Annotated in this window: 14 protein-coding genes; 1 reads left to right on the top strand and 13 read right to left on the bottom strand. The window is 54.3% G+C overall.

What is annotated here, in order from left to right:
* Positions 1–43: 43 nt before the first annotated feature.
* Together ACSQ16_RS00340 and ACSQ16_RS00345 are read right to left on the bottom strand one after the other, a co-directional pair.
* Entirely contained in the window at positions 44–802 is a 759-nt protein-coding gene (locus ACSQ16_RS00340; protein WP_435988320.1) for a helix-turn-helix transcriptional regulator, read from the bottom strand.
* Between the two features lie 71 nt (positions 803–873).
* Positions 874–2,013 carry a helix-turn-helix domain-containing protein gene (locus ACSQ16_RS00345; RefSeq protein WP_435988321.1) on the bottom strand — a complete coding sequence of 380 codons (1,140 nt, stop codon included), beginning with the start codon at positions 2,011–2,013 and terminating at the stop codon, positions 874–876.
* Between the two features lie 10 nt (positions 2,014–2,023).
* Between ACSQ16_RS00345 and ACSQ16_RS00350 the strand changes: the two genes are divergently transcribed.
* The gene (locus ACSQ16_RS00350; protein ID WP_435988322.1) at positions 2,024–3,037 is read left to right on the top strand and encodes an alpha/beta hydrolase family protein; all 1,014 of its coding nucleotides are present in this window, start codon (positions 2,024–2,026) and stop codon (positions 3,035–3,037) included.
* 337 nt (positions 3,038–3,374) lie between these two features.
* Here the strand turns inward: ACSQ16_RS00350 and ACSQ16_RS00355 are convergent, their stop codons facing one another.
* The 11 genes from ACSQ16_RS00355 to ACSQ16_RS00405 form a co-directional block, all read right to left on the bottom strand.
* Entirely contained in the window at positions 3,375–4,181 is an 807-nt protein-coding gene (locus ACSQ16_RS00355) for a tetratricopeptide repeat protein (protein ID WP_435988323.1), read from the bottom strand.
* Between the two features lie 66 nt (positions 4,182–4,247).
* Positions 4,248–6,020, bottom strand: coding sequence for a pilus assembly protein TadG-related protein (locus ACSQ16_RS00360; protein ID WP_435988324.1), 1,773 nt, complete (start codon positions 6,018–6,020; stop codon positions 4,248–4,250).
* Positions 6,010–6,432, bottom strand: coding sequence for a TadE/TadG family type IV pilus assembly protein (locus tag ACSQ16_RS00365; RefSeq protein WP_435988325.1), 423 nt, complete (start codon positions 6,430–6,432; stop codon positions 6,010–6,012). Before ACSQ16_RS00365 ends, ACSQ16_RS00360 begins: the two co-directional genes overlap by 11 nt.
* Positions 6,429–7,388, bottom strand: coding sequence for a type II secretion system F family protein (locus ACSQ16_RS00370; RefSeq protein WP_435988326.1), 960 nt, complete (start codon positions 7,386–7,388; stop codon positions 6,429–6,431). The genes ACSQ16_RS00365 and ACSQ16_RS00370 overlap by 4 nt, the downstream gene beginning before the upstream one ends.
* Positions 7,381–8,349, bottom strand: a complete 969-nt coding sequence (locus tag ACSQ16_RS00375; RefSeq protein ID WP_435988327.1) for a type II secretion system F family protein — start codon at positions 8,347–8,349, stop codon at positions 7,381–7,383. The genes ACSQ16_RS00370 and ACSQ16_RS00375 overlap by 8 nt, the downstream gene beginning before the upstream one ends.
* A complete protein-coding gene (locus ACSQ16_RS00380) occupies positions 8,346–9,866 on the bottom strand; it encodes a CpaF family protein (RefSeq protein ID WP_435988328.1) in 1,521 nt (506 codons plus the stop codon). Before ACSQ16_RS00380 ends, ACSQ16_RS00375 begins: the two co-directional genes overlap by 4 nt.
* Positions 9,867–9,882: 16 nt before the next feature.
* Positions 9,883–11,124 (bottom strand): AAA family ATPase, encoded by a 1,242-nt coding sequence (locus ACSQ16_RS00385; protein WP_435988329.1) that lies wholly within the window; start codon positions 11,122–11,124, stop codon positions 9,883–9,885.
* A gap of 552 nt (positions 11,125–11,676) precedes the next feature.
* A complete protein-coding gene (locus ACSQ16_RS00390) occupies positions 11,677–12,966 on the bottom strand; it encodes a type II and III secretion system protein family protein (protein ID WP_435988330.1) in 1,290 nt (429 codons plus the stop codon).
* A 144-nt stretch (positions 12,967–13,110) separates the two neighbouring features.
* A complete protein-coding gene (gene cpaB, locus ACSQ16_RS00395) occupies positions 13,111–13,998 on the bottom strand; it encodes a Flp pilus assembly protein CpaB (RefSeq protein WP_435988331.1) in 888 nt (295 codons plus the stop codon).
* A gap of 35 nt (positions 13,999–14,033) precedes the next feature.
* Positions 14,034–14,219 carry a Flp family type IVb pilin gene (locus ACSQ16_RS00400; protein WP_435988332.1) on the bottom strand — a complete coding sequence of 62 codons (186 nt, stop codon included), beginning with the start codon at positions 14,217–14,219 and terminating at the stop codon, positions 14,034–14,036.
* Between the two features lie 541 nt (positions 14,220–14,760).
* Positions 14,761–16,566: a DUF4214 domain-containing protein gene (locus ACSQ16_RS00405; protein ID WP_435988333.1), complete on the bottom strand. Its 1,806-nt coding sequence runs from the start codon at positions 16,564–16,566 to the stop codon at positions 14,761–14,763.
* Positions 16,567–16,742 lie beyond the last annotated feature (176 nt).

Genomic DNA, 16,742 nt, shown 5'->3' on the forward strand with positions numbered 1-16,742 from the left:
CTTTGGAAACAGGATAGGAACTTGCAGGTTCATTTGCCTATCATCACAAATGATGATTTTGCTCGGACAGGAATTGGGCAATCTGACTGCGCCGGTTCAGGCCCGATTTCCGGAAAATCGAAGCGATATGCGACCGAAGTGTCGGTTTGGAAAAACCGAGTTTGCCGCAGATATCGTCATCGGTGAGCCCTAAGACTAGGAGATCTGCCACCTCGGCCTCCCGAACCGTGAACCCCAAATCATCGGCGATCTGGGCAAATCTCAGGGGCGGAAACTGCACAATCGCGCTTCCCGCCCTGATCAACGCATTAACAAGGCTCGGCCCAACGGCATCCACGATCTTGGCATCCCTTGGTGTAAAGTCCTCTCGGTTCGCACCGCGCCATATCCGGAGATCCCCAATATTGTCGCCTCTGTCATAGGCGAAGTAGTTCATACCGTAACAAAGGCCGTCCCGCATCAGAAAATCATTGAAGAACTCAGTATTGACCAGGCGGTCATGCCGCATCACTTCGCTGACCGGCGTCGCCTTCTTGCGTCTTTGCAGTGTCGGCGTGATTGGGTCGTGAAACTGGAAGTGGCTCTCGTAGTTGCGCAGGTTGTTGTCCGTCATATTGATCTGGACACAGGACACGAATTCCTGTGCATCATCATCCCAGACATAGGACGCGAAATAATCAGCCTTTAGAAGATTAAGCATCTTCTGCCCAATACGCCGCCGAACCCCGGCATGGTCAAGCTCGCCACTCAGGTCTCGCATGATCGAAAAGATCAGGTCAGCTTCTTCATCCGTTAGATTCAAGGTTTGGGTTCCGATCGAAAACCGTTCTATCTCACCAACAGCATACCTAGTCGGCAGGGGGTTTGACTAGTTCAACCGCCTTTGCTCGCGTCGGAAATCCGTGTCACATTCGACGATGTTTGCATTCCGGATTTCCATTGGCTCGGCGGGACACCGGTCTCTCGTAGAAACTCACGATTGAAGTTCGACTTTGTATTGAAGCCGCTATCGAGCATCGCATTAGTGACAGTCACGCCGTCCTCGATCAGCTTGCAGGCATGGCGAATACGCCAAGTATTTATGTAGCGAGAGACATTGACCCCCGTCGCGCGATTGACGGCTATGGAGAGACGCTTTTCGGGCAGGTGGAAGCGACGTGCCAACCGCGACAGGGTGAGGTTTGGATCAAGATGCATGGGTTCGCGCTTCAGGAAGGCCTCAAGCGCTTCCAAAATTTCGATATCTTCTTTGCTCGTCTGTTTGGGCGGTGAAGTTGGCTCAGCTGAATCTTCGCCAACCATACCAGATGCGGATGGGCTACCACTCAGCAAACCGACAAGCACAAGGACCAGAGACGAGGAGAAGGTGATCAACCAGCCGGCCCAGTGTTCGTTACCCGTCATGAACGCACCGGCAATGAGCACATCACTGAAAGCCGAAGCAATCAGCGCCCATCCCAAGAGCTGCCAAAGAACCTTCGGAACCTGTCCGGCGTCCAACCGAGCAAGGGGCATGTCTCCGGAGCTGCGCAACAGACAAAGTATCGCAATGCCATAGCCCGCAAAGACAAGTGGCACGACGATATCGGTCGTCTCGGGCGCGAAGATACGACAGAACAGTGTAAAGGCTGGAGCGGCACCGTGAAAGCCGACTTGGAGGAACGACACACGGCTGATCAGGACATCTTGCAATGTGATCCACGCAAGCGGTGGGATGACCGTGGCACTGACGGGCAGAACGGGTCGGAGCCAAGCGACGTCATATCCGAAGGCCATCGCGACCAGAAACGATTGCATTGCGCAGGCGGTAAGAAAGGCGACCAGTAGTGGCCTGCCCTCTGACAGAAGAGTGCGGACCGCAAGATAGGCGAGAATGACAGCGGCGAAGGCAGGGATCGGAAGCATGGGCATGGCGCGACTATTGTCCAGAATCCGGATTGTGGCGACCTGAATCCCGAATTGAGGACGCAACAACCCACATATATCCGCACTCCAAGGCATGCGTTCAATCACGGAGGTTCCCATGAAACGCCTTGCTCTTCTTGCCATGCTCTTGCTGCCCTACGCAGACCCTGTCGCGGCGGATATGCTACCCGGCTACGACCGGTTTGATCTGACGGCTGATCACCGCGCTCGGCCCATTGCCGCTTCAATCTGGTATCCGGCGGCAAACCCGACCTATCGCGCGTCCGTCGGAGACGGTCCGATATTTGATCCGACCTTTGCGTTTATCGGCCCTGCCATCGCAGAAGGTCAGCACCCGCTCGTCCTTTTGTCCCATGGATCAGGCGGCAATGCCGATAGCCTGGGGTGGCTGACAAGCGGCCTTGTCGCGAACGGCGCGATCGTTCTGGCGGTGAACCATCCAGGTTCAACAAGCGGCGATAGTTCTCCGCGTCGCTCGGTTGATCTCGAAGCTCGCGCAAATGACTTAACCGCTGCGCTTGATATGATCCTTGCCGACCCCGCCTTTGCGCCCTTCCTCGATCCGGAGCGGATCGGCGTTGTTGGGTTCTCGCTCGGTGGGGCAACCGCTCTCGGGTTGGCCGGTGTCCGCTTCGATGGTGCAACTCAAGACATAAACTGTAGCACTTATCCGGAGGCCGCTGATTGTACCTTCTTCGGTTTGGGCGATGTGCGTTTCGCGCACTATCCCGGTTTTGAAGCGGATGCGCGCGATCCGCGTATATCACGAGCCGTCATTGTCGATCCCGGCTTCGGCGGCGCCACTGATCCCACGACGCTTCAGGGCGCTTTGGTGGGGATGACACTCATTAATCTAGGTGACGCAGACAGGCTTGGTGCTGCTGACGTAGGACCGGATGGCAATGACCTTGCGAACAGGTTGCCCGATGCATCCTATGTTGAGATTGCACCAGCGAACCACTTTACCTTCCTCGGCACCTGCAAGCCCCGTGCCGCCGAGTTACTCGAAGAGGAACAAGACGACCCGATTTGCACGGACCCGGACGGCACGGATCGAGCCACTGTGCATGTGCAACTCATTGATGCGATTTCATTTGGTCTCGACCTTTAAGGAGGTGCTCTACCAATCCATTCAAAGGAACCCCGCTTCCGATTGCAACTACTGGGGGTGGTCCTTCCTTGTCAAAGCGCACCCCTTTGTGTCACCGGCGGGAAGGACCACAGTAGTGTCAGCAAGGATGTGGTGACATCGTGTCGTCTTTGACAATGCTCCTCTATCTGTAGATTAATTGTGGTCCGCCGCCCGAACGCGATAGCATATCCGCCTAGTCCGTCGCGCGGGATTGCCTGAGTCCGAGGGGCATTTTGCACAGCACGCCATCAGGTGATCAGCATAGCTTTCCCGCGATTATCGGGAATTCTCAACCAGCGGCCCACCAAGGGCTCTGTCAGGCGAAGACGAGAGAACCGATTGGTTGGCTTTCTTGCATCATGCGGCGCAGAGCTCTGTATACGGTTATATTCTCTTCTATTTCTTCTGCGCTCATATCTAGTGACAACGTTGCTCTCGCTTCGGTTTCTTGACCGGCCAAGCCATAGACCAAAGCTAGATTGTCTCGAACATGGGGTGCGGCATTAGGATCTCGTACGAGCTCCTGTAAGATACTAATGGCCTTGTTGAAGTTCCCCGACAACGCGACCGACAAGGCATAGTTGCTGCGTAGAACGAAGTTTGTGGGGTAGGTGGATAGGCCTTCCTGATAGACCTTCTGTGCCTTCAGATGCTGTGACATCGTATCGAGAGCAACGCCTTTACCTGTGATTGCGGAAATATTGCTTCGGTTGGCGCGCAGTGCTTTGTCATAATATTTGACGGCCTCTTTCGAGCGGTCCTGGGCGAGGAAAACGCGGCCAAGAAGGGCCAGTACCTCATCATTGTTCGGGTCCAACTCATGGGCGCGTACAAGTACGGTTTCGGCACGACTTTGTTGGCCCATACGAGAGTATGCATCACCTGCTCCCTTAAGGGCTGCAACTGAATCAGCGTCTGTGCTTAGAACTTTTTCAAATAATCTGGCAGCATTCGCGTGATCACCAGATTTTGCGGTCGCTTGGGCAAGCCGCAAAGTGTCTGATTCCGCTTGAGGTGCACGCTCAGGGCTATTTTCTTGTTCGGTTGGTACAGCGCAAGCAGTTAGGCCGAGCATGGCCGTGATCAGGAAGATGCGGCGGATGTGTTTGAATGAATTAGACAATGTCGTCTCCGGTTGTGTTCTGTGGCGCGCTTGCCGCTGGTGTGTTTTGCGCGGGGTGCAGTCGGTTCACCTAACCAACATGACCTGACTGCAATGGGCTCGGTGCAGCGTCAGGTCCGCTTCTCCAATCCCGATCCCTAACAGTTCTAACACGCGATCGAGGACTGTATCTAAGGGAACAAGCAGCAAAGAGAAAATGCTGCCAAGCGCGTTGGTGATGAGTGAAAGTACGTGAGCCAATGCCGAAACAACATTCCCCAAAAGTAGGTTTACCACCCCCGGCTGTGGCGCGAGGCGGATATCTGCATTGGCGACAAGGGTGCTGACTGTTGAGTTTAATAGTCCCTTCGAGCCGAATGTCTTGGTGGTCCCTTCCTCGGCCTGTGTGAAAGTTGTTTGTGAGGCTTCAGAGGCCCCAATCGAGGCATGCGATTTGATCATAAGGTCAGCCCCCAAGGTGAGCGGAAGGCCTAACAAATTGGTCACGCCTATGTTGAGGCCTAGAAGCTTGGCTTCGCTTAGGTTGTTCTGGTTCAGTGGCGTTGTATTGTCTGCGAACTCAGGAGCCGGGAAGTGGCCTAGAAACAGTTCAGCCACATGGGTACCGGCTACCCCTGTGAGGGGCTGGGTTCCTGTATCAAAGGTAGTCAGAGGTTCGGCCCCCACAGCTGCGCAAGCTATCTCTGTAAGGGTTGCTGTGGCGCTTGCTATTTCAAGATAGATTGGCAATTCGACTGACGCGATGTTCAGAGCCAGGCCAGAAAGGGTATCGGTATCAAGGTCCAAGTCCAGTTTCATTCGCACCTGGGCGGTATGGGCTGTGGCTCCTTCTTCTGCGAGGCTGATCCACGCGGGGCGCTCACCTACGACCAACTGTAGATCGGTCGACGTCAGGTTGGGCACGCTGAGGTTCAATTGGGTTTCGATAAATCGGTTTGCGGTGATCACATCAACCGAAGACATAAGCACATCTAGCGCCGATACGGTGATTGTGGGTAGAACATCCTCTAGCTGCACGGCTACGTCATCGCCTTCAATGGCGATAAGCTTTTTGCCATCCAAGAGAGCATTGCTCCCAGTGCCGAGTATCGCATCCAGTACGGCTGTTGATCCGGTAACCACGCCGGTGTCTAAAATGGCTCCAGCAATATCCAGAAGTTCGATGTCGCTGGTCAGAAGTTCTTTGTAGGTGAGTGCTGTGAGATCTGCCCGCGTCGCTAAAGCATCTGAGAATGTTAATAGGTCGATATCGGCATTGGCCAGAGCTTGGTAGTCGCCTAACGACAGCGATACTGTGCTGCCAGTCGCTTCTGATAGCAGCGCGTTCAATAGCCCGCCGTCCAGTGACAGCAGACGCGACCCAAGGCTAAAGGTTGCTAGGTCGAACCGGGCCGCAGTTGCGCGTGCTTTAAGCGCGACGGTATCTTGTTGCAAAAAGGTGTTGGCGAAATACAGTGGCGCAACAGCTTGCAGGTGCACGGTCGCGGCGTTCAAATCTTGATCGCTCAAGGCGCGGTTCGTCAGTCTTGCATCGGGCTCCAGTGCGATATTCCGTTCGTAGTGCCCGTAGCTTATGAGCGTCATGGCCTGGGGGGCTAAGTCATTGCCTATTATGGTACGCGTCGCGTGATCCTCAGGGCTGTCGCTGAGGTTGTTTACGGCACTCACGGCGGCCAGATCGGCGCGCGTTTGCAAGGTTTTTTGCTGAAAGTACAATGCGCCGATATCGACCCCGAGGGCGACAAACCCTAAAAGCACTGTCAGCATCAGTGCAAAAATGATGATCGCTGCACCTCCTTCGTCTGCCTGGAAGCGCTCTATGTAGCGCTTAATAGGCAAGATAGCTGCTCCGCGTCAGTGTGGGTAAGTTCAGCCCGATGAAACCATCAGCCACATCAACCGCTGTGCCTTCCAAATCATATGCAAGTGACACTTCAATACCGTCGGGGACGGTTCCTGAGTGCATCGTGATTGTGGGCGCAATCTTGTCTTGCCTCAGAAAACTAAAGCGCACGCCTGCGTTTGTAATGAAGGATGAAGCAAGTGTTTCTCGTTCGGTTGCGCTTATGCCGTTGGCTGAATAGCGCGCAGCTTCGGCTGCGAGTTGCTGTAAGCTATTGGCGATGGCGAAGTATTGGCCAAAGCAAATGATACCGAAGATCATCGTCAGTAGTACGGGAAGGATCAGCGCGAACTCGACCGCAGAGGCGCCATCTTCCTGCGCTATGAATAGGCGTAACGTTTGTTTCATCCGCCGCCCCCGTTCATGATGTTGTCAAGAATGCTCAGAGCAGCGGGCCCGACCAGCACGATGAACAAGGGCGGCATGATGAATAGGATAAGAGGAATTGTCATAAGAGCCGGTGCGCGTCCGGCCTGTTCTTCAATCTTCAGCAGCCTGCTGGCGCGTTCGTCGTGCATGAGTGTTCTCATGGCGCCAGCAAATGGGGTGCCGAAGCGTTCAGCTTGGATCAACGTGTTCGAAAAGATTGCCATTTCAGCCATGGGTAGGCGTGTACTGAAATTGCGCCACGCGGTTTCTCTGTTTGGCAAAATACTGAGTTCGATCACCAGTTGTTGCAGTTCGAACGCTAGAGGAGGGCAGAATGCTTGGATCTCCGCGGACACGCGATTGAGAGAAGGGTTGGCGCTCAGCCCAGACTCACTGGCGATAACCAATAGCTCTAGCATATCGGGAAAACTGCGCCGGATCTGTTTGAACCTTTTGTCGCGCAGATGCTTCAAGACCATGTCGGGCAATATGGACAGGCCCAGTGCGACGCCGCATGCCCAGATTATAGTTATCGGCCAGTTCGTAGGCCCGGCGCGGGCAACGGTGAACCATAATATGGTGAGCAGGAAACTGGTGGGCGGTAGAACCAACTTAAAAAAAGCGTGGATCAGCACCGCATCCCGACTGCGAAACCCAGCCGAGCGCAGCAGCATCGCAGATGTTTCCGCATCCCCCCCGCGCATAACAGAAAGGCGTTCTAGCGTAAGGGTTGCATGATATCGGAAGTACTGCGCAATCCGTCCAAATATAGATGTCGGCTTGCTGCCATTAGGTGTCGGCATACGCCCTAAACTACGACTGATCCGTGCTTTGCGGGCGTTCAGATCAATGAGGTGTAGCCCAAAAAGCTGAATGGCAATCAAAGCCGGCACGCCAACCGCCATCGACTGCAATATGGGGGGGATTTCAAACATCCAAGCGCGACAATCTATACATGCTGAAAACCCCCATACAGAGGCTTGCGAGGGCAACGGCAACCATGACGTGGCCGCGTGGGTCCGCAATTAGCGGGGTGAGATAAGTGCGGTTCATAACAAAAAGTGCGAGGGCGACGACAAAAGGCAGGCTCGTGAGAATGACCGCACTGACGCGGATCTCGGCCGTTAAAGCTGCTGCTTTCTTGCGTAGCTTCCTTTTTTCGCGCAGCAATTCGGCTAGGTTCTCAAGTGTCTCCACAAGGTTTCCGCCTGTTTCCGATTGCAAGCTTGTGGCGACGGTTACAAAGCGCGCTTCAGGAGAGCCGATCCGTTCGGCCATACCGGTAAGTGCAGGAACCAGTGGAACCCCTAGCTTTAGTTCTTCGCAACAGCGCTTGAACTCATCTTGAGCGATGCCCTTTGAATTTTGCGCGACCACGGTCAGTGCGGCTGGAATGGGCTGACCTGCCCGAAGACCGCGCGCCAAAATATCCAGACAGTCAGGCAGAGCTTCGTTGAACGCGCGTACGCGTCGCGCATGCAACCCGTCCAGAAGTATCCCAAAGCCAATCCAACCTGAGCCTGCGCCGACTGCAAGGGCCAGTGGTAAAAGCAACAAGCCTGTGCTCCAAAGCGCTAAACATACTGAGATTGAGATGAGTGCTATCAGACCGACCGCGCCGGTTGGGGCCATTTCCAGGCCAGCCTCTCTCAGCCGCTGTTCAAGTACGCCCAAAATTCCATTTCTGTCTCTGCGCAGACCATTTGTTTCTTTGGCTTGGGCTGCTTCTAGGCGCCGCATGACCCGTACGGAGGATTTGGCAGGATGGTCGGTACTGAAGCGGACCAGTCGCGCACGGCGCATGCGGCGTGAGCGGTCAATCAACATAAGCCCCGTGACCCCCAAGCTGGTACAGATCAGAAAGGTCAGCACGAAGTACGTGATGGTAGGGGTCATGCGTTACCTACGATGATTTCGCGAAGGGCATCGTCTAGGCCGTGTTCTTTCGCGCGTGTGGTGAAATGCGGCATGGTGCTTGCGCTTTTGAACGTGCCAACGATTTGCTCACCAACACGTCCATCGTTGCGCCTAAAGCTGAACAGCTCTTGCATGCTGATTGTATTGCCCTCCATTCCAACGACTTCGGCGATTGAGGTCACGCGCCGCACGCCGTCGTGCATACGCGAGACTTGAACAACGAGATGGAGAGCCTCTTTGAGCTGATCTCGAACAAATGCAGTCGACAGTGGCACGCCTGACATCGCAATCAGGTTCTCCATTCGCGTGAGAGCTTCGCGAGGGGTATTGGCATGCAGTGTGCTCATCGATCCGTCATGACCGGTGTTCATCGCCTGCAGCATATCGAGGGCTTCGTCGCTGCGAACCTCGCCAATGATAATCCTGTCCGGACGCATGCGCAGTGCATTGCGAAATAGATGCCGCATGGTGATCTCGCCGGTCCCTTCAAGCGTGGGGGGGCGGGTTTCCAAGCGTACGACATGAGGCTGTTGCAAACGCAGCTCGGCGGCGTCCTCAATAGTGACAATGCGTTCGTTCGCCGGAATTTCTCTTGAAACGGCATTCAGCATTGTTGTCTTGCCCGCCCCGGTACCTCCTGAGAAGAGGATGTTCAGGCGCAAATATGCTGCTATGCGAAGCAATTCTGCCATCTGAGGGGATAGAGTGTTGCGGCTGGCGAGGTCCGCAAGCGTCAGGTCGTCTTTCGGGAATTTTCGGATTGTGATCGTAGGGCCATCCACCGCTAAAGGTGGGATGGTAACGTTGATCCGGCTGCCGTCTGCCAAGCGGGTATCGACCAGCGGGGTGCTTTCATCAATGCGACGACCAGCGGCAGATACGATACGGCTGGCAATATTCATAACATGTTGATCGTCCCGGAATGAGACGTCCGTTAGCTCCAATTGACCGCTGCGCTCGACATAGACCTTTTGCGAACCGTTCACCAAAATATCTGATATTGCATCGTCAGCGAGTAATCGCTCCAGCGGGCCAAATCCCATCATGTCATCGACGACATAGCCTACCAACTCTGCGCTTTCGGCCCCGTTCAACTCTAACTTTTGTGACGCACAGATTTTCAAAACTGCATTTCGGATGCTTTCGCGCTGTGCGTCTTCGGGCAACGCGGACAGCGCTTGAAGATCTAGTAAGGTGAGGGCTTCAGGCAGGATTTGGCGGCTCAGTGTGTTTAGCCGTTTGGCGAACCCCGGCATGTAGCTGGTTTGGGCCTTGCGTTCATGCAGATGTGGCGCGGGTTGGGGGTCGGCTTGTGGGGGCGGTGCGAGCTGCTGAATAAGGGCGCGCTGCATGTCGCGAGGCACGGCGTGCCCGGTTTGAGCTTCATACCAGTCAATTGCGCTGCTGATTTCGTGCAGCCCGATTGTGCTTCCTTCCTGCGTTAGTTTGGCCAACCGCGCTTCTATGCTTGTGCGCAAACGTGTGAGGCTGATCATGGGCAGAACATTCCCTTCAGACATGGCTCATCGCCTGCTTCTTGGGCCAAAAGCGCCGTTTGGATGCGGTTGAGGTTTGTGAAGGTCGTTCTAAATGCACTGCGAGCTTTGATATTGTGCGGCCGTATTTGCTGCGCGCAGATAGCTTTTGCAGGGGTTTCCCTTTGATTGAAGCACGTGCCAGATCTGTGGCGCAGTACGGCAGGGTCAGGGCGATCTCTCTGTTTAAGGCTGTAGAAATTTCTGACTTACGCAGCCCTGCGTCGCGACGGGTTTGGGACAGCACGCAGGTCATACGTGGAGCTTGCGCCTGATCTGCGAGCCGGTGGAGCAGCCTGCTGCAACTGCGTATCGATCCGAACCCCTGTCCGACCAAAAGAACTAATTCGTCGAGGCTTTCAGCCGTTTCCGGGTTTTGCAGTAAGAGTCTACGCGGCAGATCAACGATTACGGTAGGCTGGGCTGCTTTGATCTGCTCTAGCAAAGCTGGAAAGCCTGCTTCGTAGTTTTGCAGCCTTCCTGGTTCCGTCGTTTCTGCGGAGTAGACTGACAGGCCCTTAAGGGGTGAAGACATCGTAGCGTTCAGAAAGGTGCTATCTACCCGTTCCGGAGCCAGCAGAGCCTCAAGCAGGCCAGGGGTTGTCTCAATATCGAGGTCTACTGCGAGCGATCCAAAATGCAGATCGGCATCGAGCAAGGCGACGCGCCCTAGATTGTCGCGCGCGAGTTTCCCAGAGCGCGTAAGGTCTAGATAGCTGACAGCAAGGTTGGTCGCGAGGGCACTGGCCCCGACGCCGCCAGTCACACCGCAAATGCCGATCGTCCGCGCGCTGGCAAAGGTTGAAATCTGGGCCGTAGGTTGCTCTCGTCGTTCGAACTTTACTTGGGCGTCGGGTTCAACTGGAAGCGCAAGGTATTCATATACCCCTGCATTGATATAACTTCTGTAGGTGTCGATATCGTTCTGACGGCCAAGCAGAACCAATTGGAGCCCTTCAGCGACCAGATCATTGATAAGTCCCAGATTGACCGCTTTATCGTCAGTTCCTAGTTCGGCGACTAGAATGTCGCCTAGTGACGTCATGCCTGCCAGGCGTGCGGCGGTTGCCAAGGTGCCTGAATGGTACTGAACTTGCCCGCCGGAACCGATCTGGCGTTGGACCAATTCAATCGCAGCTTTTGCATCTTGAGTATCAATGAACGCTTCAATCTTTATCGTGCCGTGGCGGATGGTATTTGCGGATACGGGGCGGTTCACATTACTCTCCTTGCGGCTGTGCAGTCCTAGCGGTCGGTGCAGGTGCCAAAACGTCACCCGGTTCGTGGATCATGACAGCAAGGTTAATCGCGTTTGCGCACCCCAAGTCCGCAACACCCGCTTGGCAATCAACGCGAATGCCCTGCGCGCGTGCTACTCGAATGAGACCTGTTTGCCGTGGCACTGTGGGTGCGGTGGAGAAGCTCTCCTCCATACCGATGCGAATGCGGGCAGGTACGCGTGCAAGGGCTGCGTGTATTGTCTGGACGCGTGCAGCGTCGGTTTTGGGCGACCCACTGGTCGGAATGCTCACAATCACGACGTCGCCTGCGCGCAGAGAATGCCGATGTAGAAAGTGGTTGATTGCTGTGCGCTCTGATGTCGACAGGGCTGACGATTTGGGTGCAAATCGATACTGATGTTGTGCTTCTACATAAGGGGCGGACAGCCTTTCTGTAACGCCGACAGCGGGCTGCGGTGTGGTGCAGGCCGATACTGAAAAGCATATGGCAATCATGGTGCTTGCAACGGAGGGTTTGACGAACTGGGAGATCATTGAAGAATAAGCCCTGCCTTGCCATTGATGCTTTTTACCGAAACCGAGCTTGGACCATCCGCTGCCACACCGAAGGTGAGCTCGCCTTGTAGGTTGCGCCCTTGTCGGCTTGCGGGTGCAAATTTGTTGAGCGGCGTTTTGAATTTGTTAGGGGTGCCTGGCTCGACCAAGTAGGGCGTGACAATAATGACAAGCTCGGTCTCACCTTTTTGGAAGCTGGTAGACTGGAAGAGGGCTCCAATAAGAGGGATCTCACCCAGGCCGGGGATCTGCTTGATATTTTGCTGCGATGTTGCCTTGAACATGCCAGCGATCGCAAAGCTCTGGCCGCTGCTCACCTCAATGGTCGTGGCGGCGCTGCGCTCGAGAATAAGAGGAAGGTTTTGCAGATCAGTGGTGCTGCCTTTCGAGAAGTCGATCTCACGGATCTTGGTGTTGACGATTAGCTTGATTTTGTCGGATCTTTGCACCTCAGGTTCAAAATCCAGTTCAACGCCATAGGGTTCGAACACAACACGCACCTCTCCGTCGCCTGATTGAGTTTGATAGGGAAACCGCCCCCCGGCTAAGAACGAGGCTTTGTCGCCCGAGCGCGCCGTCAAGTTTGGTTCTGACAAGATGGTCACGAGGCCTTCGTTTTTGAGTGCTTCAAGCGTAACGCCTTGAAAGCTGCTTCCCACGCTGAATTGAGAAGCTAAGGAATATCCCCCCGTAACCGCAGTCCCTCCCGTCAGGCCATTGCCCGACAAAGACATCCAGTTGGTGCCTAAGTCTTCCGTTACGGTGCGTGAGACCTCAGCGATTTTGACCTGAAGGTTGACTTGGGGCGGTGTGTCGAGCGCCAGACCGTTCACCACAGGGACTGTCTCGCCTGCGAGGCGCTGAACAACTCTCTCTACCTGTTCGGCCTCTTGCAAAGTGCCCACGCGACCGCTCAAGACCAGGGCGCCGTCAACTTCGACCACTGAAAACGCGTTGCCCGGAACAGATGCTTGGGCCGCATTATTCAACGCGTCGACATTCGTTGTCACCTTGACGGAACTGGCAACGGAGACCTCATCATCGGTGTCGATGACAAACAGTGTCGTTTCCCCCATGGCTTTGCCGTAAATATAAACCAAGTTTGGTGACTTGATCTCCACGTCCGCAATTTCGGGGTCGGCCAGAAACACAGTTTGCGATGGCGTATCAAGCTTCACCAGTTTGCCTTCTCCAGCAAACAAGTCGATGGGACGGCCGGTGGTTTCGATTAAGGTTTGGGCTGACGTGGCTTTTGGCAGTGCCATGGCGCCGGTTCCTAAGAGAAGAAGAGTTAAAAGTTTGGCGGGTGTGGGCAGCACTTTTGAAATCATAAAACTTTTAATTAATATGGGGTTATCGAAGCGATCCCGCAGCGCCTGAAGCAGATTTCGGCAGCCGTGGGGCAACGTTTACTGTGTCGACTGGGCTTGATCCTTCTTGCTGGTGCTGCCCCGGATAATTTGGACGGCGGGTGGGCTGGGGGGCGCTATACTGGGTGCGGGAAGACCAGAGATTTGCGTAGACAGGACCGGCGTATCATCGGCGATTATTGGCATCTCATCGCCGGTCTCGTCGCTAAGCGTTAGGATCAGGTCGCCAGTATGTTTGGCCAAAGTCAGCACTTTAGCCCCCTCGGGATGGAGTTCTAGGGTAATCACTTTAGGGGGGGTGCGGTTTGCTTTACCGTTAGATGTCTCGGGTTGATCCGTCGCGATCACTTGCACATTGCGCAGCACCGTGCGGACGGCGCGAACCCCATCGGGTCGCAAGTAAGAAACCATAATATCAATTCTGTCTCGGAGGGAGATTAAGCCGGCAGTGGCCGTTTCTCCTGTCAGAGGCAGGGCGATGGCCCTCATATTGGGCTTAAGGGAAGCCGACACGCCGGTCGGCGACCCTGCTTCCATTGGAGTAGGCGGGACTTCGACAGTAGCGGCGGGTTTTGCGGGTGGTAAGAGGTCTGTCGAAACAAAAGGTGTATTCATTGGTATCGCTCGGCTGGCGAGCAATGCCGTCAATGCAGCCCTGTTTTCTGGTGTGTCTAGAATTAGATTGTCGCTGGTTTGGCTGACTTCTATTTCCTGTGATCTGATTATGTCAGGAGAAATAGAATGCCCTGTTTCAATTTCTCTTACTGCGAATAGATATTGTTTTGTTGGCGCAATAAGTGGCGTGTTGGTCGCTATTTCTGGGATGGGAGGCGGTTCAGGCGAATTATTCGCCTGAACGCTCACCCAGGCCACGCCGCAGGCCAGAGCTAGAGAGGAGATTATGACGTAAAAAATCCGCAATTTCAATACTTTAAATTATGATTAGTCTACAGATGTTATGATTAGTCTACAGATGTATTGCCTGATAGCTCAGTACTAATAGTTTCAAAGCCGCTGTGTACTTGTGTGCCAAGCGTTGTGACTGTGCCGACAATAACGGCCGCGATCAGAGCAGCAAACAGCCCATATTCAATTGCAGTTGCACCGTCTTCGTCGCGCGCGAATATTTTGAGGAACTTAATAATCATGGGGAGCAATAACCTCTTCGTTTGACCTAAATACATAGCGCTTCTGCACTAGCGATGAGCGATAGTCCGCTTCTCTAAATCAAGGCACAACTTTAGGGTGCGCGCAATATGGAATAGCTCTAAAGATGTAATGATTGTGGTTTTTTTGATGTATGGGGCATAAATAAGTCATTAAAATATACTTAGGTATTTAATGTGACATACTTAGGTATATTGGATATACTAAAGATATTATGCGCTCATTGAATCAGTTTTGCGTTTTTTGTCTTTCGACGGCCAAGTCTATGATCCTTGGGCGCGCTCTTTGGCATCGATTCATACGGGTTTGAGGGAAGGCCGCAGGCGGCTTTCCTCGAAGTCCTAGGGGGATCGGTTCGCACGGGTGGTGTCGGCGGGGCGTATATGCGGGCTCGAGACCTGAGATGCCACAAGACAGGCTCCATCTCTCACATTTAAGCGTAGCTGCCCTTTGCGGGGCGGTTTGTGATGGGTTCGCTTAAGAACGGTGCGGCTACTGAGAGGCTGGGCCTTTTGGCGGATGTCACGCTATTGCAAAAGGGTCGTCCAGCACGCCGATCATAGGCATTAAGAACTCGCCCTGGGTTGCATTGAGAGCGTCGCCGTAGAAGCTGTCTGTTGCATTGATGGCGGCCTCAATGCCCGCTTCGGTCCCATCATACTGCCCCATGACCTCAACGGCATGATCAACATCCGACATGCCTTTAATGACGGCAAAATAGGCGCCTAGGTCTGTCTTTGTCTCAAGGTATTGCTGATCGAGAGCAGATTGGGGAGTGGGGTTGCTGGGGTACTTGGCGCCATTGAGGATGGCGAGGATGAAGATGCCCGCCGTGATGTCGGGGTTATTTTGCAGTTCATTCACCCAGTAGTCGAAGCCGCTTTGATCCGCCGTACGGCCAAGCACATTATTGTAACCGGCGGCAACAAAAGCATCCGCATCCGTTAAAGTCCCGTCAGCGTCTAGAGCGGCTTCATAAGTGCCGCGCGTTTCAGGTTGCACGAAGAAGCTCTCGGCCATTTCGGGCAAGGAGTATCCTTTGGAAAACTCGGTGCCCCAATAATTCAAGCCCATCGCATCAGGGGCGCGGTTGAAGTAGGCAATATAGAGCTCCACCATATTTAGCATATCTGCCTCGGCGAGCTGTGCGGAGCCTCCGAAGAGCGACAAGTCGAACTTATCGCCCTTAATGCCGGTATCGAAGCTTAGAAATTCGATGTCGACCAGGGTGTCTGTACCATTTTGCTCAGGACGACGGTCAATGAGGGCGGTGCGGTCGGCGCTAAGCGCCAGCGTATAGCTGTTTTGGTGGCCGGTATAGCTAACCGTATCAACGCCACTGCCACCGTTAATGATCTGATCTCCATAGCCTGCGATCACCAGATCAACGCCGTGGGTGCCGATGTAATGTTCAATGACAGTGCCGGGCTGGATTTGTAGGCGGGCTAGGGTGGTGTCGGGGGTTATGGGGTCCGCCCAGGTCTGTTGGTTCCAGTTGTAGACTTCGATTATTTGCTCTGTGTCGAGAAATAGACCTTTGCTGAAATCGAATATTGTCGTGCTGGTCTGGGTCAAGCTGCTTGCATCCACGGTATCCGTACCGCCGGTATCGACCAAGGTGATGGGCGTAAGAATGGACATGTTCCAATGCGCACCCGACTTGCCCATGTGCCCGTGCTCATTGAGCGCGAAGACATTGTCGACGTTCGATATCCGCGGGCCGTAGATGTTTTGAAGAGCGGCAATATCGAGCGCTTGGAACCCTGTAACAAAACCTTTTTGGGTGGAGCCACTGTCGAACAGAACGCTGTTGTAGGACATGGTGGTCACGAGCCGCATATCGTGGGGGCTTTCGGCGAAAGCGGGCATTTGGCCTTCCCAGGGATGGCTCAGGCCGACGGCGTGACCGATCTCATGGGCTAAAATATAGTGGAAGTCTTCGCGCTGTGTTTGCAGGCGCGCGTCGGTGTTGAGAAATACGGCTTGATCGCCGGGGTAGGGGTAATGCGCGTAACCTCCGACCTCCATGTTGTGAAAGCCAAATCCCAACTGCCCGTCATTGCTCTCTACTTCTTTAAACGTCAGCTTCGAGAAGCTCTCGATGTAGTCTAAGTAGAAGCTGACAGCTTGCCGCTCCGCCAAGGAGAAGGCTTCAAAGACGAAAGGTGCGTCATCCAGGTAGTCTTCTGAGACCCGGCCATCTTCATGGGTGAGGAAGCTATAAGTGACGGTTGTTTCGTTGTGCTTGTGTCCACTGTTCAAGGCAGACCAATTCTCATTGAGAAAATTAGCTTTGTCTGTGTCAGACAACTGAAAATATGGTGTCATTTGGCTTCCAGAGTGAGGCAAAGGGTGGCGGATGCACTTGGTGCTTTGTCAGATCGCGGGGGGCGGGCGAACTCGAAAGCTCTCTCTAGAGAAAGCATGTGGCATGAGTGTGGCCTTAGAGGCGCAGGGTTCTGGGATGCGAGCATGGCGTCTTGAGGCGGCTGCCAAGGTCCTCA

The organism is Sulfitobacter sp. SH24, from assembly GCF_965641895.1.
GTDB lineage: Bacteria > Pseudomonadota > Alphaproteobacteria > Rhodobacterales > Rhodobacteraceae > Sulfitobacter > Sulfitobacter dubius.

Excerpts from the sequence above, each read along its gene's own strand:
- ACSQ16_RS00350 (WP_435988322.1), top strand. The coding sequence starts at position 2,024 with ATGAAACGCCTTGCTCTTCTTGCCATGCTCTTGCTGCCCTACGCAGAC.
- ACSQ16_RS00365 (WP_435988325.1), bottom strand. The coding sequence starts at position 6,432 with ATGAAACAAACGTTACGCCTATTCATAGCGCAGGAAGATGGCGCCTCT.
- ACSQ16_RS00370 (WP_435988326.1), bottom strand. The coding sequence starts at position 7,388 with ATGTTTGAAATCCCCCCCATATTGCAGTCGATGGCGGTTGGCGTGCCG.
- ACSQ16_RS00375 (WP_435988327.1), bottom strand. The coding sequence starts at position 8,349 with ATGACCCCTACCATCACGTACTTCGTGCTGACCTTTCTGATCTGTACC.
- ACSQ16_RS00380 (WP_435988328.1), bottom strand. The coding sequence starts at position 9,866 with ATGATCAGCCTCACACGTTTGCGCACAAGCATAGAAGCGCGGTTGGCC.
- ACSQ16_RS00390 (WP_435988330.1), bottom strand. The coding sequence starts at position 12,966 with ATGGCACTGCCAAAAGCCACGTCAGCCCAAACCTTAATCGAAACCACC.
- ACSQ16_RS00400 (WP_435988332.1), bottom strand. The coding sequence starts at position 14,219 with ATGATTATTAAGTTCCTCAAAATATTCGCGCGCGACGAAGACGGTGCA.
- ACSQ16_RS00405 (WP_435988333.1), bottom strand. The coding sequence starts at position 16,566 with ATGACACCATATTTTCAGTTGTCTGACACAGACAAAGCTAATTTTCTC.